Consider the following 20,146-nt stretch of genomic DNA (forward strand, 5'->3'; position numbering starts at 1 on the left):
CGATGGCATGGATGTTGGCCTGGCGGCTTTTTTTGCGAGAACTCAAACAAGGGCAACTGCTGCTGATTATTCTGGCACTGGCTTTGGCCGTGTTGTCGGTGACGGGCCTTGCACGGGTGAGCGAGCGGTTGCAGGTGGCAATTAACGGTCAGGCCAGTCAATTCATTGCGGCTGACCGGGTCATCAATTCACCGGTGCCACTGGATGATGCCTTATTGCAAAAAGCCACGGATTTTGGGCTGAAACTGTCAAAAAACCTGCAATTTAACTCCATGGTTTATAGCGCAGACGCTTTTCAGTTGGTGACCGTAAGGGCCGTGGATGACGCCTACCCCCTTAAGGGCAACATTGAGCTTCTTTCTGGTAAAACAGATAAATTGCCAGCGCGTGGGAGCCTTTGGTATGAAAGCCGCTTAGGCGCTTTGCTGGGGCAGCCATCCCAGGTTGAATTGGGCAATGGCACGTTTAGGCTGCAATCGGCACTTAGCCGTTTGCCTGATGCAGGATTTAATATTTTTGCATCGGCGCCGCTGGTGCTGATGCGGCTGGAAGATGTGGCCGCTACCGGTGTTATCCGGCCGGGGAGCCGGGTGACGTATCTTTATCAGCTGGCGGGTAGCAAAGCGCAATTGCAGGCATTTGCCGCTTATGCCAAGCCCTTGTTGAGCAGCAGTCAGCGTTGGGTTGACGTGCAGTCCGGCGACTCGCCCATTGCCAGTGCGGTGCAGCGTGCCGAGCGTTTTTTGTTGCTGTCGAGTTTGTTGGGAATTGCCTTGGCTTGTGCTGCCATTGGCATTGCCGCGCAGCGCTATTGCCAACGCCATTATGATGTGGTCGCCATGATGAAAACCTTTGGCGCCAGCACTCAACAGTTACGCACATTATTTGGCCTGCACTTGCTGTTGGTGACCGTTGTAGGGGTGGTGTTGGGACTGATGGGCGGTTTTTTGCTGGATGCCGCCATTAGCCTGACATTACCTGCAGAAATTGCCGCATATTCCGCTCCGGTTTTAAGGCCATTGTGGTTGGGTGTTGCTACCGGCATGGTCAGTGCCTTTATGTTTTCCGCTTACCCGCTGTTGCGTTTATTGAACATTCCGCCTTTGCGGGTGCTGCAGCGGCAATTGGAAGGCTCCGGCTGGGGGGCATGGTTACATTTTTTGTTGAGTCTATGTGCCATGGGGCTGTTGGGTTGGCTGTATTCACGGTCATTAACCCTGACGTTGAGCGTGATGGCCGGCGTTGTATTGTTAGGCGCCTTGTTGGGCATTATGGGATTATTGATGCTGCGTCTGGGGCAAACGGTGGGCATGAAAACCACCAATCCCTTGGCGCTTGCCCTTGCCGGCTTGCGACGCAGGGCCAGGCAAAACACATTGCAGCTGGTGGGCTTTTCCAGTGCTTTGGTGCTGTTACTTATTATTCTCGCGTTACGACAGGATTTGCTGGAAGAATGGCAACAGCAGTTGCCAAAGAATGCTCCCAACTACTTTCTGGTTAACATTGCGCCGGAAGATGTGGCAGCCGTGCAGGATTTTTTGCAGCAGCATCATTTGAATGCAACCGCCATTTATCCGGTGATCCGCGGGCGTTTGAGTACGGTCAATGGTGAAGCGGTGATTAACACCGAGCAGCAAACACAAGGGCAGCAGGGACGATTGGGGATCTCCCGGGAGCTTAACCTGACATGGCGGCATGATTTACCGCCCTATAACCAGTTATTGCAGGGGCAGTTTAACCAGATGGCGGATGAGGTGTCTGTGGAGTCAGGACTGGCAGAACGTCTGGGACTGAAATTGGGCGATCATCTGGGGTTTACCATCGATAACCAAAAGATTGATGTACGGGTAAGCAGTATTCGCAAAGTGCAGTGGGAAACCATGCAACCCAATTTTTTCATGATTTTTACCCAAGAGATGTTGGCTCCTTTTGCTTATACCTCAATGGCCAGTTTTCATCTGGAGGCGGCACAACAAGATGTCATTCTGGATTTTATCCGCCAATTCCCAACCGTCTCCATCATTGATGTGGGTGCCATTCTTCAGCAATTAAAGGGGATTGTTTCCCAGGTGTCGTTGGCATTAACACTGGTGTTATTACTGGTGGTGATGGGGAGTTGTCTGGTGATGCTGGCCCAAACCGAAGCCGGTATGGCAAGCCGCCAGCGAGAATTGGCAGTGCTCAGGACCTTTGGCGCACCAAGCCGGTTGCTTACTTGGGCCACCGCCGGTGAGTTTGCTTTATTGGGAGCGGTATCGGGTGTATTAGCAGTGATAGTGACAGAGTGTGCTGTTTGGCTTCTTAAAACCCAGGTATTTGAACTACAAGTCTATTTTCATTGGCTGTGGTGGTGGCTGGCACCGCTTAGTGGCGCCTTGTTGGTGGCTTTTTTAGGATTATGGCGTTGCCGGCAATTATTGCAAAAATCGTGTGCTGAATTACTGCAGCGGGCTTAGGTGTGAATCAGCACCAGGCAAATTATTGCCTGATGCTTAAGCGAAAAGGCAATTATTCGCCGCTTACATTCAGAATAATGTCGCCATTGATTATTGGCATCGTTATTTTTGACGGTGAATGATTGCTTGGAGATTACGCTTCTGGCTTTAATGGGTTATGGAAAATAAGAAAGAGAGCATGGCTCTCTTTCTTTATTTCATCACGTTTAAGTGTATGACTCTTAATTCCACCAGCCTTTAGCTGTCACCACTTCCAAGTGCTGCAGTCCTTCAGGCAATTGGGCTTTTTTACGTTGAGGCTTAGAAAAACCCAGGATTTTTTTGATTGAGTTGATCATGGTGTGTTACCTCGTTAAGCGATTGCAATAGGTTGCATGCGGATATAAGGCACGGCGGCAGTTTCCATGGGCTGCATGCGGATATAAGGCACGGCGGCAGTTTCCATGGGCTGCATGCGGATGTAAGGCACGGCAGCAGTTTCCATGGGCTGCATGCGGATATAAGGCACGGCGGCAGTTTCCATGGACTGCATGCGGATATAAGGCACGGCAGCAGTTTCCATGGGCTGCATGCGGATGTAAGGCACGGCAGCAGTGTCCATGGGCTGCATGCGGATGTAAGGCACGGCGGCAGTTTCCATGGGCTGCATGCGGATGTAAGGCACGGCGGCAGTGTCCATAGGCTGCATGCGAATGTAAGGCACCGCAGCAGTTTCTGTTGTGTGAGACTCAAGTAGGTACTTGTCTGTTGATGTGTTGACATTGGCAAAAGCTGAAACACTTAAAAGCGTCATAGCTGTAACAATTATTCCTTTCATCATCTCTTTATCTCTCTTAGGCAGTAGGTTACATGGATAGCGATGGACTTCGGCGCTAGACCAGAGAGATGAAGCAGATGTTATGCCAACATTCTTTTGACACTGGGTATATCTATCTTTCCTTGATGGTGGTATCGGGAGAGGTTTTCATGGCATGTTGTGTTAGATATTGGGTGAAATCAGCTTCAGATATGGCTTTGCTGTATATAAAACCTTGTATTTCTTCGCAATCTAAAGCTCGCAAGATATTGAGCTGTGTGGTTTGCTCAACCCCTTCCCCGACTACGGACAGCCCCATGTTATGAGCAATGGTGATGATGGAGTCCACCATTTTGAGATCCCGGTCTGATTTATCAATATCATCGATAAAAGCCTTATCTATTTTGAGGGTATGGATTGGGAAACGTTTTAAATAAGACAATGATGAATAACCAGTACCAAAGTCATCCAGAGCCAAATTAATCCCCATACGTGCAAGTTGCTGCATTACTTTTATGGCTTTTTCCGGCTGTTTGATCACGGTACCTTCGGTAATCTCCAGTTCTAAATTATTAGCAGGTAGTTTTGTCAGACGTAAAATTGACTCAATTCTGCTTTGTAAATCGGGCAGGGCAAACTGTCGTGACGATAAATTGACGGCAATTCTGCCAGAGAATAATCCTGCTTCACGCCATTTCTGTGCGGCAAAACAAGCTTTTTTCAATACAACATCACCAATTTCAACAATTAATCCGGTATCTTCTGCCAGCGGAATGAACTCACTAGGCGAGATAAGCCCGTGTTGTGGATGGTTGAGCCTTACCAATGCTTCCATGCCGGCCAGTCTTTCAGTGCGCAGATGGATTTTAGGTTGAAAATATACCTCAAAATAATCACTCTTTAATGCTTCCCGAATAAGGCTTTCAACCTCTAATTGTCTTAGCGCATTGCGATTAAGCGACTCCGAGTAAAATTGATAACGATTACCGCCTGCCGATTTCGCATGGTACATGGCAATATCGGCTTTACGTAATAATGCCTGTTCATTTTGTTCATCTTCTGGATAAAGTACGATACCAATACTCACACCTATCACCAGATTTTCTCCAGACAGTAAGAATGGTCCACGAAATGCGTCAATGACGTCATTGGCAATTAAGGCGCTGGAGCCAATATCCGGATTTTGATCTACCAAAATGGCAAATTCATCACCACCCAATCGATAAAGGTTCGTATGTTTAGGAATAATGTTTAAGAGACGGGTGGAGACTTGGCAAAGTAAGTCATCGCCAACTTGATGACCAAGAGAATCATTGATTTTTTTAAAATTATCCAAGTCCAAGATCATCAACGTGTGGTGATGATCTTTTTTCACTAAATTCTCCAGTGTCACCTGTAAGCTGGAACGGTTGGGTAAGCCAGTTAGCAAATCATTGTTGGTTAGCCGACGCAATTCTTCTTCTTGTTGTTTTCTCTGCGAAATATCAGAAAAAACACCTACATAATGCGTTAATAATCCTTGTTCATCGTAAATGGCATCAATGGTGAGTTCCATTAAAAACATGGAGCCATCTCCACGAATTGCTTCGATTTCAGTATTCCATTTACCTTGTTGTTTCAAGAGTTGTTTAATTTGGTTGTTATATTCATCAGAATATCTATTAAAGTTGAGAACATCCCCTAAAATATTTTTCTTTGAATGGCGCGTGATGTCACATGCAGCATCATTTAATTCAACAAAAATGAATTCAGTGTTGAGAATGAATACACCTTCAGAAATATTCTCAATGGCACGCTCAAACAACCTTAATTGTTCTTCAGCCGTTTTGAAACTACTGATGTTTTTTATTGTGCCGGTCATTCGAAGTGGACGATCTTTATCATCTCTTTCGACTATTTTTGCACGATCCAGAATCCATAACCATTCACCGGTTTTACTTCTTACGCGATAAGTCGCTTCAAAATGATCTGTTTCGCCATAAAAATGATGGTGTAATGCTTCTTTTACCCGTTCTTGATCTTGTGGATGAATGTTACTTTCCTCTCCAGCCTTGCCAGAACGTTGTCCATCGCGAGGGAATTCCAATGAACCCCAGATATTTGAACGATAAATTTTACCTGCTTCAATATCCCAGTCCCACATTTCATCACCACTTCCCCAGAGTGATAGTTTTAACCGTTCTTCACTTAATGCAATTTGGTGTTGAATTTCTCTTCTTCTGAGTAATACTTTTATAAATGCTAATGTTAATAATGACGCAATAATAATATATGCTGATTTTGCTATGATTGATAACCACCAAGGAGGGGTTATTCGAATTTTTAAATTGTTAATGGTTCCATTTTCTAATGTGATAGGATTGATTGCATATACACTAAAAATATACTCACCAGGAGATAAGTTTGTATATGTGGCAGAGTTAGTGCCTTTGGATGATATCCAGGTATCTGATAACCCATGCATTCTATATTTATATTCAAGCTTGTCCTTTTTAATGTCAGTTGATGGAGAGTTGAACACTAATGTAAATGGGTAGTCTGAGTATTTTAAAGTTATATTTTTTGTTTTGCTTATTGCAGCTTCTAATATTTTGTTGTCGACTGGTTGTGGAATGTTAAAAATAAGAAGGTCGCTGATTAATGTTTTTATTTTTACACTGTTCAAAATAGTATTTTTAACTTCTTCAATATTGAAGTAACTAATTCCTTCGCTTCCTCCAATAAAATAATCATCTTGTTTTTTTATAATTCCCTGAGTGTTGTACTCAAACTGTGAACCGTAATTTCTATCCAAAATTATAGGGTTATGTTTCCCATGTAAGATTATTATCTTTTCTATAGATGATGCCACTATCAATCCATCTTCATTGTCAATATTTAATGAAAAAATTGGGAGATTGTTTGTGTATATGGTTTTTAATTTTCCATCGCTTGTTTTTAGTATTTTATTTTTTGTTCCAAAATAAATTTCATTTTTATATTCCGAAATGCAAAAAACCAAGTCATCATTATAGATATTTAATGATTTGTTGTTATTTATCAAAAACAAACCACCTTGTGAGGCGATATAAATATTCTCTTTTTCAGGGCTTAAATATATGTCAAAAATCGGGTTTAACTCATCAATAACTATCTTTTTCGTTATACTGCCATTTAACTTGTTTATTTGGTAGAAAATGCCATTGGCCGTTCCAACAAAAACATAATCTTGAGATTCAGACATGGCAGAAACGGGACTGTCTATTATATGATATTTTTCATCATTTTTTATGTTGATAATATCTAATCCAGTTTTTGTTCCAACGTACAGATTTTCTTTTGCAAGAATTGCTGACTTGGCTCCTATATCATTAGTGTTATATGTATATATTAGATTATAACTTTTATCATATATATTTATGTTTTTGTTTTGTGATGAAACAACAATTTCTTCATTGTTTGACTTTAATGCCCATATGGTATCGAGATTTTCATTGATCGTCTTAATTATATTTTTCGAATTTCTAATGTATACAAACCCATCACTTAAATTGGCAAGCACTATTCCATTTTTTACTTTTTCATAAATGACTAAATTTGAAACATCTATGTTATTTTCTATGTAACCTATTGTTTCTTTTTTATTATTTTTAAATTTGAAAAGCTCTTTGTTATTGTAGCCATATAGAGTGTCTTTATCGTTAAATATATGTTCTACGTTTCCTTTTTTATAGATATAACTTGTTGAGTTTTTTGTTGATAAAATGTCACCGTTTTTAACAAAGAAAATTTCATTTCCAAATCTAGTAAAATCTGTAATGCCATTGTCAATAATAGAATTATTTAGATATAATTCTTTGCTATGCGTTAGTGTGTAAATTTCTCCATTTAAAAGGATGCTTTTTTTTATTTTTTTTGGTTCTATTAATAGATTTATTTCATGTTGTGACTGTGCATTAAAAAAATATTGGCCGTTGTTTGTTGTGATGAGTAGATTATCATCTTGTTCATCAATCCCAATGATTGAATCATCTATTGATAATTCTTTGAATTTATCGGTGTAATTATTATATTCGTATAGACCATTATCCGTTCCGATTAATAATCTATTATTTTTTTTATCGAAAAAAGTGGCTGTGATATATGAACTTTTTAGCCCAGATCCATCGTTACTGAAAAAGTGCTTGAACTCTTTACCATCAAAGCGATTTAGGCCATTGAGGGTTCCTATCCAGATGTAGCCATCATCATCTTCCGCGATGGAGGTCACGGTGCTTTGGGATAGCCCATCAGATACGCCATAACTCTCGGCGTTCAGGAGAACTGGGGGCTGGTGGGGTTCCGAGGTGTCTTCTGCCTGGGCGGTGGCAGCGAGAAAAAAGGCCGTGAACGTGAACAGATAGAGTAACTTTGCAAGAAAATGTGCAGGCATAATGTGGTCTTTTTATAGTGGATGCCAAGTCTCTGATGGTCACTTTTTCAGAAAGTAACCGCTTTGTCAAAGTTTAACATTTTTGTGATTTATCGTAACCTGAGTCTGAATGGTAACATCAGGAATTATAGTAAAGAAACCAAGACAATATGCGCCTGATGGGAATTTATGCTATTTCAAACACAAGCATTCAAAATATTAATTGAATGTGAATAAATGTGTTTTTTTGTAATGTATGATGTACGGATTATGCATTGAATTTATGAGCATTAATTTTAAATGAACGTAAATCAGTAATCATGTTGTGGGCTATCAGCGGTGCTTGTTGCTGATGTTGTTCTCCGGTACTGAATAAAACCAATCGATCGCTGTGTTTGGTGCGCATCTTTTTCATCATGAACTTGATTAAATCCGCGCGTGTCAGGGTTTCAAGTGTGCTAACAACTTGTTGACGTTGATTAAAGTTGTAGTCTTTGTTGCCAATGCTTACCCAATACCTTTGTCCGCGTGTTTTAAGATTGGCATCATGTTCCATGATCTGGTTAATCAACCCTTCTTTGGTGGCTTCCCATTGCTCATTGGTTATCTGCATGACGGCATAGTTAAAGTCGGCAATGAATTGGTCAATGGTTTCCAATAATTGGCGTGGCCCGGCGACGGGTGATTGTACGTAAAAAATCATGCCGGGATGGCGGTTAAGGGGCAGGTAACCTGTGCCCACCATGTAGCCCAGTTGTTTCTGCGTTCTTAATTCATGAAAAAACGGTGAGGACATGGCGTGGTTAAGCAGGCTAAACAATGCCATATGGCTTGGCTCGGCAATCTCCGATTGGTAGTAAACCACAATGGCGCTATCCGGGTGCTTGATGGCAAGTTCCCGCATCAGCGTGCCTTTATGCTGCAAATCTATCAGTTCCCGGGCTGACTCTTCGCTGGGTTTCGAAAAGAGTGACAGAATGTGCTGCAAGCGCTTGGCCAGGATTTTGGCTTCACTGTCGAGCCAATCGCCATATACCAATCCTTCAAGATAGATACGCTGGTAAAACTGTTGGATGTGTTGGTAGAGATCATCAAGGGTGCAGCTCTCCAGCGCTTCTGCCATTTTCAGCGGCTCGTAACTCCGGCGTTGCAGTGTGACCGTAAGGGCGGTAAACAGTTGCGATATGGGTTTGGCTTGAGCGCTGTTGTGCCAACTACGCAATAGCTGCCGTTTAATGTTGTCAAACCGTTGTTGGGTAAAATCTTGGTTTTTCGCTTTATCAATCAGCAATGCCAGTAAGGTTTCCTGCTTGCCGGTGTAGCCGGCAAGATGCAGGGTGATTCCGCCTTGATGGGGGTAGATGTTGTAGCTGAGCCCAGCGACTTCCGCTTGGTAGGTGTATTCGGTCAGGTAGTCCAGCAACATCTCCACATACAACCGGGTGAGGGCGGCATGCCGGACGGTGAGGCTGGCCTGTTCAGAGTCCAGCGACAGGTAGAGATGCCCTTTGGGCACATGAAATTCATCATCCTTGCGGTGCCAGAGGCGATAACCTGCGGTTTCCGCCACGATAGAGGGCACAGGTGAGGCAGATTGATGAGGACGGGCAACGCAATTGGCCACAATAAACGGATTGGGCGCCGGCAATTGCAATCCGGACAGAACATCAACGTGCTGCCACAGCGCCAAACGTTGCGGTGATATTGCTTGCATGCCATAGGGCGTGTGGTACCAGGCGGCTTGTTGTTGGGTTTCCAGTTCCGGAGCCACCAACTGAATGCGCATGTTTTCCGGTGTCATCAATGCCAGCAGTGCTTGCATTTGCGTGACATCTTGGCCATCCATGCGATAGTCACCAAAAATCACGTCCTCGGCAGGGTAGTGCTGCATGTTGATACTGAGATGGCTGGCCAGATCCAGTGGCTGGATTTGTTCCTGGTAACGAAAAGCCAGTTGCAGCAAATTGGCCCGCTCCTGGTAACGCCATGGCGACAGCCCCTCTTGCGCGATGAGTTTGATATAGGAAAAGCAGGCCGCAATGATTTGATCCAGTCGGGATAAACCGCTGTCCGTCAGCTGGATGCTGATGTTGTATTCCTTGAAGTTATACCCGTCAAGCCCGCCGCCGGCGGAGAGGTTGCTGGCCCATCCCTTGCTTTTTAGCCATGCCAGCAAGCTGCCGGCGCTTTCGTTACCCAGCAAGTGGCTAATGCAGGTTAACGGCTTGCTGCGGTAATATTGGTTTACTGGCGGCAAATTGAAGCTGATGCTCACCCGCTTTTGGGCTTTCAATGGCAATATGTGCACTTGGCAGGGCAACTGCTGCTGGCTGAACAGCGGTACGTCAGGGTAGTGTTTTTGTAATTTTCTATCCTGGACAGCAGCAAAAAATGTCTGGGCAAGCTGCTGGAGTGTTGTCAATGGCAGCGGTGCCACCAAGCACAGGGTCATTAAATTCGCACTGTAGTGCGTTTGGTAAAACGTTAATAGCTCTTGCTGCAACAAGGCTTCATCACCGCCGAGGGTTTGCAGGTTGCCCACGGAAAACTTGGCAAACGGATGCTCAGGATTGACGGTCTCTTTTAATACCTGATAAATCCGCCGGATATCATCTTTTTGTTTTAAGCGAAATTCCGACTCAATTGCATGCCGCTCGCGTTCTACCAGCTCCAGGTTAAAGGTGGGCGCAATGAAAAACTGGCTGAACCTGTCCAGGGATTCCGTAAACACCGATACGGGTACCGTGTAGAAAAAATTGGTGAGCTCCGTACCGGTCCAGGCGTTGTTGTTACCGCCGTGCTGATTAATGAAAGCGGAAAAACTGCCGGCATCGGGATACTTTTCCGTTCCCAGAAACAGCATGTGCTCTAAAAAGTGTGCCATCCCCGGGCGGTTGACAGGGTCGTCAAAATGGCCCACATTGACCGCCATTGATGCCGCAGCCAGTGTTGCTTGGGGATCATTGACCAACAATACCTTCAAGCCGTTGGCCAACAGTAGATATTGGTAATGGCGATGATCATTCGGGCTGACGGTAATGGATGGCATTGGGGGCAAGGGATGAATCCTCGGGGGAAGTGAATTCCTATATATTGATGGTCATTGGCTTTTTTGGCAAATGCAAATGTTGCCTTTGAGCATTTATGCCGGGATTGCGGGGTGATGCGGTTTTTCTGCCGGTAGCGATAGGGCTACAATAGGCACATAATCAGAATAATATCTTCTGTAGTGAGTGATGTATGCAGCTATATTTGATGCGCCACGGGGAAGCTATCCGTCATGCAAGACATGATCGGGAACGGCCATTAACCGTATCGGGGGTACGTCATACTGCCCAAATGAGTGAATGGTTAAAAACGTCTGTTGCGCAGTTTCAGTTGGTGCTGGTCAGCCCTTATCTGCGGGCGCAGCAAACCTGGGAAGAGGTGTCCCGCCACTTCCCTCACGTCAAGCATTGCCAGATATTGGATGAGTTGGTGCCGGCGGCAGATCCTGAATTGGCCGCCCGGGTGATTTTGGCCTATGCCGCCCAGTACCAGGCAGAAAACGTCTTGGTGATTTCCCATATGCCATTACTGGGATACATGGTGAGTGAACTGGTACCAGGCGTTGAAGCGCCGTTGTTTGCCACTTCTTCCGTGGCGCTGGTGGATATCATGGGCCGCCATGGTGAATTGATGTGGCAACAAGCGGCCCAAAGCATCAGTTGATGCTTTACTGGCTGACAGCCATCCGGAAAACGATAAAAGCGCCTTAGTGGCGCTTTTATCGTTTGTTATGCGGGTTAACGCCGGTGGGGGCGGTCACCAATATCCACCAACACCAGGAGCGCAGCATCGCCGCCCCATTCTTTGGGCGCTTGGTGAAAGGCTTTAATCTGCGGGTGTTGTGCCAGCCACATGGGCACTTGTTGCTTGAGTACGCCACTGCCGTGCCCGTGCATGACACAACAACACAACAGGTGTGACTGGATACAGGCATGAATGAGCGCGGCAATTTCCAGCTTGGCTTCGGTTTGGCGGTATCCATGAAGATCCAGCAGCAGCTCCGGAATGTAATCTCCCCGGCGCAACCGCTTGGTTTCCATGGCATCCACATCTTCACGACACCAACGCATTGGCCCCTGCACCGGCAGTAAGGGTTGATAGATATCTGAAAAATAACTATCTGCCTGAATTTGCACCTCTTTGACCTCCAGCTGCTTGCGGCTGGTCGCCGGCGGGCGAAAATGGCGCTTGTCCTGGGTCAGGGGGGTAATGCCCTCAACGAATTGTTGAAATTCAGCCAGTTCGTCTTTGTTTAATTCTTTGTTCATGGGGGCATTTTATTGAATTCTGTTTCTTCTGGATAGAGTTCAGTTACAATGGGACAGTTTTGGTTAAGCCGGAGTGCGATTTTGGACAAGATTTTTGTTGACGAAGTAGTCACTGAAATGAGAACTGTAGGTGACATGTTGCGCTGGGCCGTCAGTCGTTTTAATGATGCGGGCATCTATTATGGTCACGGTACTGATAATGCCTGGGATGAAGCGGTGTCTTTGGTTTTTCATGCCTTGCATCTGCCCGATGAAATTGGTCAGCAGGTCATCCATGCCAACCTGACCAGCAGCGAAAAACACAAAATTGTGGAGCTTATTATCCGCCGGGTACGCGAGCGCCTGCCGGTGCCTTACTTAACCCACCGGGCCACCTTCGCCGGGCTGGACTTTTACGTGGATGAGCGGGTTTTGGTGCCCCGTTCCCCCATTGCCGAAATGATTGAAAACCGTTTTAGCCCTTGGCTTTACAACAAGCCGGTCAACCGCATTCTGGATTTGTGTACCGGCAGCGGCTGCATTGCCGTGGCATGTGCATATGCCTTTGACAATGCTGAAGTTGACGCCTTGGACATCAGTGGCGATGCGCTGGAAGTGGCCCAAATCAATATTGAAACCCTCGGGGTGATGGACCGGGTTTACCCCATGCAGTCCGACTTGTTCAGCGCCATTCCCAAAGGCCCGCAGTATGACTTGATTGTGTCCAACCCTCCTTATGTGGATGCGGTGGATTTGGCTTCCATGCCGGAAGAGTACCAGCACGAGCCCGAGCTGGGGCTGGCCTCCGGTAACGATGGGCTGGATCTCACCAAACAAATCATTGCCAACGCTGCCGATTACTTGACCGATACCGGCCTGCTGGTGGTGGAAGTGGGCAACTCCATGGTACACCTGATGGAACAATTCCCCCAGGTGCCATTTACCTGGGTGAGCCTGCAGCGGGGCGGTGATGGGGTATTCGTGCTGACCAAAGATCAGTTACTGGCCGTGCAGGATGTATTTGCCCCCTGGCATCACGGGGATCAGCAGGGCGATAACTAAGTTACATTGACAGAAAACAGGAGCAGAACAATTCGATGTCGGGAAACAGCATAGGTCAGAATTTTGTGGTTACCAGTTTTGGCGAAAGTCACGGCCCGGCATTGGGTTGCATTGTGGACGGCTGCCCTCCGGGGCTGGCGTTGACCGAAGCCGACATGCAGCGGGATTTGGACCGGCGTCGTCCGGGTGCCTCCCGCTATACCACTGCACGGCGTGAAGCGGACGAAGTCAAAATTCTGTCTGGTGTTTTTGAGGGTAAAACTACCGGCACCGCCATTGGTTTGTTGATCCAAAACACCGACCAACGCAGCCAGGATTATTCCAACATCAAGGATTTGTTCCGGCCGGGACATGCGGATTACACCTATCAGCAAAAATACGGCACCCGGGATTATCGGGGCGGCGGACGCTCATCTGCCCGGGAAACCGCCATGCGGGTAGCTGCTGGCGCCATTGCCAAGAAATACCTGGCGCAGCAGTTCGGCATTGAGATCCGGGGCTATCTGTCGCAACTTGGCCCCATTACCGCCGATATCGTGGACTGGGATGAAATTGAGCGTAATGACTTTTTCTTTCCGGATGCCAGCAAGCTGGCAGCGCTTGATGACTACATGCGGGAGCTAAAAAAGTCCGGTGACTCCATCGGCGCCAAAGTCAGCGTGATGGCCACAAATGTGCCCGTGGGATTGGGTGAGCCGGTTTTTGATCGCCTGGATGCAGACATCGCCCATGCGATGATGGGCATCAATGCCGTGAAAGGGGTGGAAATTGGCGATGGTTTTGCCGTGGTCACCCAGCACGGCTCGGTGCACCGTGACTTGATGTCACCTGAGGGCTTCATGTCAAATCACGCCGGCGGCGTGTTGGGGGGCATTTCATCCGGGCAACCGATTTTGGCCCATATGGCCCTTAAACCCACCTCCAGCATCAGCATTCCCGGTAACAGCATTACCCGCCAGGGCGAGGAAGTGGAAATGGTCACCAAAGGACGGCATGACCCGTGTGTGGGGATCCGTGCGGTGCCCATTGCCGAAGCCATGCTGGCCATTGTGCTGATGGATCACCTGTTACGCCACCGTGCGCAGAATATGGATGTGAACAGTCCTACCCCAGTATTGAGTATGCGTTAATCATCATGATGAATGCCTGGATCCCGGAGGGGCAGCTGCGCTGGCTCTCCGGTTGCTATTTCTTCTTCTTTGCCATTCTTGGCGCATTAATCCCCTATTTGGGCGTGTTTTTGGAGTATCGCGGTTTTAACGCTGCCGAAATTGGCTTTTTGATGGCGATTTTGATGGGCACTCGCATCATCGCTCCCAACATTTGGGCAATGGTGGCAGATCGCACCGGGCGCCGCACCGAGTTAATCAAGGTGGGCAGTTTTACTGCGGCGGTGGGCTATCTCAGTTTTTTTTATGATGGCGGCTTTTTCTACCTTGCGTTGAGCCTGACCTTTTTCACGTTTTTCTGGAACGCCATTTTGGCGCAGATGGAAGTGATCACCCTGGAAACCCTGGGAGATAAATCCAACCGTTATGGCAGTATCCGCAGTTTTGGCAGTGTGGGATATATTGTCTGGGTGATAGTCACCGGGGCGGCTGTGAACTGGTGTGGCCCGCAGGCGGTATTATTTGTGGGCATGGTGTTGTTTGCCGGGTTGTTTGTCTGTTGCTTGCCTCTGTCGGCCAGCAACGGTATCAAGGAGAGCAACCGCAGCGCTGTGCCGTTGAAACTCAGTAAACCCATCATCTGGTTTTTGTTGTCGGCCATGTTGCTGCAAGCAAGCGTTGGCCCCTTTTACGGCTTTTTTGTGCTGTATCTCAAACAGGCGGGCTACAGCGAAGCCATGGCCGGTTTCTTTGTGGCCTTGGGAGCTTTTTCGGAAATTTTCATGTTTGCGGTCGCTCCCAAATTATTGCGGCGTTTTTCGGTGCGCATCTTGCTGATGACGGGCATGGGCGTGACCGCGCTGCGCTGGTTATTGGTGGCTTTCGCACCGGAAGACATGGCATTGCTGGCATTGAGCCAGGTGATGCACGCATTTACTTTCGGGCTGGTGCATGCAGCCTCCATCCAGTTTGTGCACCGGCATTTTGCCCAGCAGCACCGCAGCAAAGGCCAGGCATTGTACGCCAGCCTCAGCTTCGGCGTGGGCGGCGCCCTGGGGAACTGGATTAGCGGTCACCTCTGGGGGGATGGCAGCCAGACCTGGCTGGTATGGGTGTTTGCGGCGGCGTGTGCGGTTTTGGCCATGCTGGTAGTGCTGGCATTGCCTGAAGAGCGCTCATCGTCTTCCCGCCAACGCCCGCTGACGGCCACGGAGTAGGGAGGCTTATCATGCAGCAGATATTACGTATAGGACTGATTATCAACCCGTTGGCCGGACTGGGGGGCAGTGTGGCCCTCAAGGGCAGTGACGGGGTGGCAGCGCAAGCTTTGGCGCTGGGGGCCGTGCCCAAAGCCAACCAGCGGATGCAGCAGGCCTTGGCGTTGCTGCAGCCTTATGCCCAGCGGGTGCAACTGATTACGGCAGGCGGTGACATGGGATTGCAACTGGCCCAAGCAATGGGATTTACCGCCCACAGTTGTTATCAGCCTGCAACCCCCAGCACTGCTGATGACACCCGTAATGCGGCCAAGGCGATTTTGGCGCAGCAGCCGCACCTGTTGCTGTTTGCCGGTGGCGATGGCACGGCGCGGGACATTTACAGTGTGGTGCAGGATGCCTGCCCGGTGCTGGGCGTACCGGCCGGCGTTAAAATTCACTCCGGCGTGTACGGCATCACGCCTCACGCCGCCGGGCGGGTATTGCAGCAACTGCTTGACGGGCAGTTGGTGAGTCTGATGGCCGCCGATGTGATGGATATCGATGAAGAGGCTTTTCGTCAGGGGCAGGTGCATGCCCGCTGTTTTGGCGAAATGATGGTGCCTGCCGAACCCCGTTACATCCAGTCGGTGAAAATGGGGGGCCGGGAAGTGGATGAGCTGGTGCTGGCAGATATTGCGGCCGAGGTCATCGAACAGATGGATGATGAACTGTACGTCATGGGTTCAGGCTCCACGGTGGCGGCCATCATGGACGAGATGGGGCTGGACAATACCTTGTTGGGGGTGGACCTCATACAGCATCAGCGGTTATTGGCACAGGATCTTGGTGCTGCGGAGCTACTGGCTGCCACCGCTGGCAAGCCTTGCAAGCTGGTCATTACCCTGATTGGCGGCCAGGGACACATACTGGGGCGGGGCAATCAGCAGTTGTCGGCAGAATTCATCCGCCGTATCGGCAAAGACAACATCATCATTGTTGCCACCAAAACCAAGCTCAAAGCACTTGCAGGACGGCCGCTTATCGTAGATAGTGGCGACCCGTCGCTGGATCTTGCACTCAGCGGTTATTATCGAATCATTACCGGCTACCGTGATTACGTGATGTATCCGGTGGCTAACCCGGATCTCGTGGAGTAAAACATGCTGCAACACTATGAACAGGCACTGGAACACTGGCTGGCAGAAATTGTGGCCAACGGCGATGATGATGCATTGTTTGCCAGTGGTTATCTGCAGGGACATTTTGCCGTGGTACTGGCAGAGCTGGAGATGGAAGCCGAGCAGGGCACTGATGCATTGGCGGCCAAAATGCAGGAATGCCTGAAACAGGCTGCCAAGGAGCTGGAAGATCCGGATTACCGCTTGGTGGAAAACGCCTGGCATGAACTGCAGGGCCGTATTGGCGCTTAATCATCCTGTTTCCCAGACATGGCTCAACCTCAGGTTTAATGCCATGGCATGAGCCCTTGTGATCAGCATGTTATGCCAATGATTACAGGGGCTTTCCTTTCAAAAGCTTACGCGACCACATACGGTGGGCGCTGAGCCGTTCCAGTTCATCTGCGGATAATGGCAATGGCTGGTGGGTAAGTTCCGCCGCCAGCATCTCTGCTGCTAAAGGGCCGCTGCACAATCCCCGGGAACCCAAGGCGCCCAGTACATAAAGTCCTGAATGGCATGGTGCGGCCGTTTGCTGCCAAAAATGGCTGTCCCTTGCGGAGGCGGCCAGGGTCTTGAGGGCCGGGACATCCGGCACTGCGCCCACCATGGGCAGGTGATCGCGGGTGACCATGCGAATGCCCACGCGGGCGCGGCTGCCAATGGCAATATACTGTGGCCATGTGGCATCAGGGTAGCTTTGCTGGATTTTGCTCAGGTTGTCCTGTTGTTCGGTCTCGCTGTAATGGCGGGCGTCGCCATCCTTGACATAGCTGGCCCCAAGGCAGTGCACTTGTTGCCAGGCAGGGGTGAGATACCCTTTGTTGCAGAGTACGGTTTTAATGCCCGCCAGGCTGGGCTGGGTTGGCACTTCACTTACCTGGCCGCGAAACGCCGTGGCCTGCAGTTGTGCCGTTTGATGATAACGGGTCATGCCGTTGCCACTGGCAATGACCACCGCCGCAAACGGGCCGTAGCACTGGCCTTGGGCATCCTGCACTTGCCACTGTGCATTGTGTGGCTTCAGCGCTGTAATCTTGCTATTAACGGCAATGCGGGTGTGGCCCAACACCTGGGCACGCTGCAACGCAGCCTGGGTCAGCTTGGGTGGGCAAACCCAGCCCCCCAGCGGATAATAAAGGCTGGCTTCATTCAGGGGCACGCCGGCAACGGCGTTTGCCTCGCTGGGTGACAATAACCGTAGCAGCTGTTCAGACCAAGGCTGTCCGGTGGCAATTTTGTGCAGTTTGGCTCGGCTGCGTGGGTCAAATCCGCTTTGCAACACGCCGCAAAAATCGTGGGGAATATCGTATCCCTGTGCTGCCAGCTGCTCAATTCGCTGCCGACTAAAAAGGAATCCTTGCTGGAAAAAGTCGTTTTGTGGCCCGGCATCCGGTGCCAGCAATGGATAAAGGGCGCCTTGGCGATTGCCGCTGGCGCCTTCACCGGGACACTCATCGGCGCAGAATACCTGATTTGCAATGCCACGTTCTGCCAGCGACAGCGCCAGCATGCTGCCGGCAATTCCCGCCCCGATAATGGCGACCGGGTGTTTGGGGGCGATGGGCGGCAGGCTGTAGCGGGGGAAGGGCAAACAGCGCTCTGATGCCTGATGGTTCAGTGCCCGGCGCTCCATGGTCGCAATGCTATCTGCCGCCGGGGTTGTGGGTTGGTCCGCAGCTGGTGCTGATGTCAGAGACTGGCAGTGAAATCCGGCGGTCATAAACTTTTGTTTCAATGCGCTCAGGCGGGAGACGGGTGCGTGAGCAAGCTGCAGGTCAATCACGGCGTCATCCAGGCTTAGCCTTGCCAGTTGCCAAACCCACGCCATCTCGGGCATGAACGGGGCACCCCAGTACCAGCGACTTATCCAGGGGTGACCAACCTTGGGGTTGGGTACCACCATGGCGGCGAGTACAGCCTGCTGGCAACTTAAGTAAATATCCAGCGTTAATTGCCCGCCTTCCAGCAGTATGCGCTGGCAACCGGCCAGCGGTAGCAACGGTTGCTGCATTAAGGCGGCTATCAAAGGCAGGTGGTGATAAGGCGCCAACTGCACATGCAGTTGTTGCAGATGACTTGCCGCATCATCCGTTGTATCGTCAGCAGCAAACATCAGCACATGAATGCGGCGATGGGGCGCTTTTGTCAGTGCCGCGGCGCAATCTTGCAGCAGCCTGGGCAATGCCGCCGTACCACAGCCTCCCAGGTAAAGCGTTGTGACGTTGTTTGTGCTTGCTGTAGCGCTATTGGTAATGGACAAGGGCGGATAAATCTCCTGTAATTGGCCGTGAGCTGCCACTTAGGGGCGTAAACGGGCATTATTTTATCTATATTTATGGAAAGCTGACCACTTCAGAGTGCTAAAACCGCTAACATTGCGTCAGCAAATCGAAAGTACTGACAGTACGGATGGATAGTTAAACATGAAAAGAGTTGTAATCACCGGTATCGGCATTGTTTCCAGCATCGGCAATAATCAGCAGGAAGTGGTTGAATCCCTGCGTGCTGGTCGCAGTGGTATCACCCACTCTGCACAGTTTGAAGAAATGCAGCTGCGCAGCCAGGTTTGGGGCAATGTGAAACTTGATCCCAGTGAACTTATCGATCGTAAGGCATATCGCTTTATGGGTGATGCAGCCGCATACGCCTATCTTGCAATGAAAGAAGCGATTGAAGATGCCAACCTGACCGAGGAGCAATATTCTGATCCGCGGGTAGGGCTGATTGTGGGTTCAGGTGGCGCATCTTCTGCCAACCAGGTACAAGCCGCTGACACCTTGCGTAGCAAAGGGGTAAAGCGCGTTGGCCCCTATATTGTGCCTCGAATTATGTCCAGCACTACCAGCGCATGTCTGGCAACCCCATTTAAAATCAAGGGGACGAGTTATTCCATCAGCTCCGCTTGTGCCACCAGTGCCCATTGTATCGGTCATTCTGTCGAGCTTATCCAGCTGGGCAAGCAGGACATGGTCTTTGCCGGCGGCGCAGAAGAGATCAACTGGACACTGACCATGGGGTTTGACGCCATGGGCGCTTTGTCTACCAAGTACAATGATGATCCTGAAAAAGCCTCCCGTACTTACGATGCAGACCGTGATGGTTTTGTGATCTCCGGTGGCGGCGGTATCGTGGTCTTGGAAGAGCTGGAACACGCACTGGCTCGCGGCGCCAAGATTTACGCTGAAGTCGTAGGATACGGTGCTTCTTCTGACGGCTATGACATGGTGGCCCCAAGCGGTGAAGGTGCCATGCGCTGCATGCAGATGGCACTGCAGGATGTGGATACCCCCATTGATTACATCAATACCCATGGGACATCCACCCAAGTGGGCGATGTGCGTGAGCTGGACGCCATTCGTGAAGTCTTTAGCGATCACATTCCTCCCATTGCCTCAACCAAGTCACTGACCGGCCATGCGCTGGGTGCTGCAGGTGCCCACGAAGCCATTTACAGCTTGCTGATGCTGCAAAACGGTTTCATTGCCCCGTCCATCAACATTGAGAATCTTGATGAACACGCTGAGGGCTTACCCATTGTACGGGAATGCCGTGATGCGGAGCTGAACACCGTCATGAGTAACAGCTTCGGGTTCGGTGGCACCAATGCCACGTTGGTAATGCGTAAATACCGCGGTTAATCAGTCGGTTGTTACAGATG

13 protein-coding genes are annotated in these 20,146 nt (G+C 49.2%); 8 read left to right on the forward strand and 5 right to left on the reverse strand.

What is annotated here, in order from left to right:
• The first annotated feature begins 2 nt into the window (after nucleotides 1-2).
• Nucleotides 3-2,456, forward strand: coding sequence for an ABC transporter permease (locus ACIDEJ_RS02245; RefSeq protein ID WP_411986455.1), 2,454 nt, complete (start codon nucleotides 3-5; stop codon nucleotides 2,454-2,456).
• 352 nt (nucleotides 2,457-2,808) lie between these two features.
• Here ACIDEJ_RS02245 and ACIDEJ_RS02250 read toward each other — a convergent pair whose 3' ends face one another.
• The 3 genes from ACIDEJ_RS02250 to ACIDEJ_RS02260 all read right to left on the reverse strand — a co-directional run bounded on the left by ACIDEJ_RS02250 (nucleotide 2,809) and on the right by ACIDEJ_RS02260 (nucleotide 10,691).
• Nucleotides 2,809-3,249, reverse strand: coding sequence for a hypothetical protein (locus ACIDEJ_RS02250; RefSeq protein WP_411986456.1), 441 nt, complete (start codon nucleotides 3,247-3,249; stop codon nucleotides 2,809-2,811).
• Between the two features lie 136 nt (nucleotides 3,250-3,385).
• Nucleotides 3,386-7,663 carry an EAL domain-containing protein gene (locus tag ACIDEJ_RS02255; RefSeq protein ID WP_411986457.1) on the reverse strand — a complete coding sequence of 1,426 codons (4,278 nt, stop codon included), beginning with the start codon at nucleotides 7,661-7,663 and terminating at the stop codon, nucleotides 3,386-3,388.
• A 247-nt stretch (nucleotides 7,664-7,910) separates the two neighbouring features.
• Entirely contained in the window at nucleotides 7,911-10,691 is a 2,781-nt protein-coding gene (locus ACIDEJ_RS02260) for an insulinase family protein (protein WP_411986571.1), read from the reverse strand.
• A gap of 191 nt (nucleotides 10,692-10,882) precedes the next feature.
• Between ACIDEJ_RS02260 and sixA the strand changes: the two genes are divergently transcribed.
• Nucleotides 10,883-11,353: a phosphohistidine phosphatase SixA gene (gene sixA, locus ACIDEJ_RS02265; RefSeq protein ID WP_411986458.1), complete on the forward strand. Its 471-nt coding sequence runs from the start codon at nucleotides 10,883-10,885 to the stop codon at nucleotides 11,351-11,353.
• A 74-nt stretch (nucleotides 11,354-11,427) separates the two neighbouring features.
• Here sixA and smrB read toward each other — a convergent pair whose 3' ends face one another.
• Nucleotides 11,428-11,958, reverse strand: a complete 531-nt coding sequence (gene smrB / locus ACIDEJ_RS02270; protein WP_411986459.1) for an endonuclease SmrB — start codon at nucleotides 11,956-11,958, stop codon at nucleotides 11,428-11,430.
• An 81-nt stretch (nucleotides 11,959-12,039) separates the two neighbouring features.
• On the opposite strand from smrB, the gene prmB reads away from it, so the two are divergent.
• Genes prmB through ACIDEJ_RS02295 form a run of 5 tightly spaced genes read left to right on the forward strand, consistent with a single transcriptional unit; the run spans nucleotide 12,040 to nucleotide 16,737 of the window.
• Nucleotides 12,040-12,999 carry a 50S ribosomal protein L3 N(5)-glutamine methyltransferase gene (gene prmB / locus ACIDEJ_RS02275; RefSeq protein WP_411986460.1) on the forward strand — a complete coding sequence of 320 codons (960 nt, stop codon included), beginning with the start codon at nucleotides 12,040-12,042 and terminating at the stop codon, nucleotides 12,997-12,999.
• Between the two features lie 35 nt (nucleotides 13,000-13,034).
• Nucleotides 13,035-14,129 carry a chorismate synthase gene (gene aroC, locus ACIDEJ_RS02280; RefSeq protein WP_411986461.1) on the forward strand — a complete coding sequence of 365 codons (1,095 nt, stop codon included), beginning with the start codon at nucleotides 13,035-13,037 and terminating at the stop codon, nucleotides 14,127-14,129.
• A gap of 5 nt (nucleotides 14,130-14,134) precedes the next feature.
• Nucleotides 14,135-15,325: an MFS transporter gene (locus ACIDEJ_RS02285; RefSeq protein WP_411986462.1), complete on the forward strand. Its 1,191-nt coding sequence runs from the start codon at nucleotides 14,135-14,137 to the stop codon at nucleotides 15,323-15,325.
• An 11-nt stretch (nucleotides 15,326-15,336) separates the two neighbouring features.
• On the forward strand, nucleotides 15,337-16,464 hold the full coding sequence (locus tag ACIDEJ_RS02290) for an ATP-NAD kinase family protein (RefSeq protein WP_411986463.1): 1,128 nt from the start codon (nucleotides 15,337-15,339) through the stop codon (nucleotides 16,462-16,464).
• 3 nt (nucleotides 16,465-16,467) lie between these two features.
• Nucleotides 16,468-16,737: a YfcL family protein gene (locus ACIDEJ_RS02295; protein WP_411986464.1), complete on the forward strand. Its 270-nt coding sequence runs from the start codon at nucleotides 16,468-16,470 to the stop codon at nucleotides 16,735-16,737.
• 82 nt (nucleotides 16,738-16,819) lie between these two features.
• On the opposite strand, the gene mnmC is transcribed toward ACIDEJ_RS02295, so the two are convergent.
• Nucleotides 16,820-18,748 carry an FAD-dependent 5-carboxymethylaminomethyl-2-thiouridine(34) oxidoreductase MnmC gene (mnmC, locus tag ACIDEJ_RS02300; RefSeq protein WP_411986465.1) on the reverse strand — a complete coding sequence of 643 codons (1,929 nt, stop codon included), beginning with the start codon at nucleotides 18,746-18,748 and terminating at the stop codon, nucleotides 16,820-16,822.
• A gap of 163 nt (nucleotides 18,749-18,911) precedes the next feature.
• On the opposite strand from mnmC, the gene fabB reads away from it, so the two are divergent.
• The gene (gene fabB / locus ACIDEJ_RS02305) at nucleotides 18,912-20,126 is read left to right on the forward strand and encodes a beta-ketoacyl-ACP synthase I (RefSeq protein WP_411986466.1); all 1,215 of its coding nucleotides are present in this window, start codon (nucleotides 18,912-18,914) and stop codon (nucleotides 20,124-20,126) included.
• Nucleotides 20,127-20,146: the final 20 nt, after the last annotated feature.

The organism is Shewanella mytili, from assembly GCF_046765975.1.
Taxonomy (GTDB): domain Bacteria; phylum Pseudomonadota; class Gammaproteobacteria; order Enterobacterales; family Shewanellaceae; genus Shewanella; species Shewanella mytili.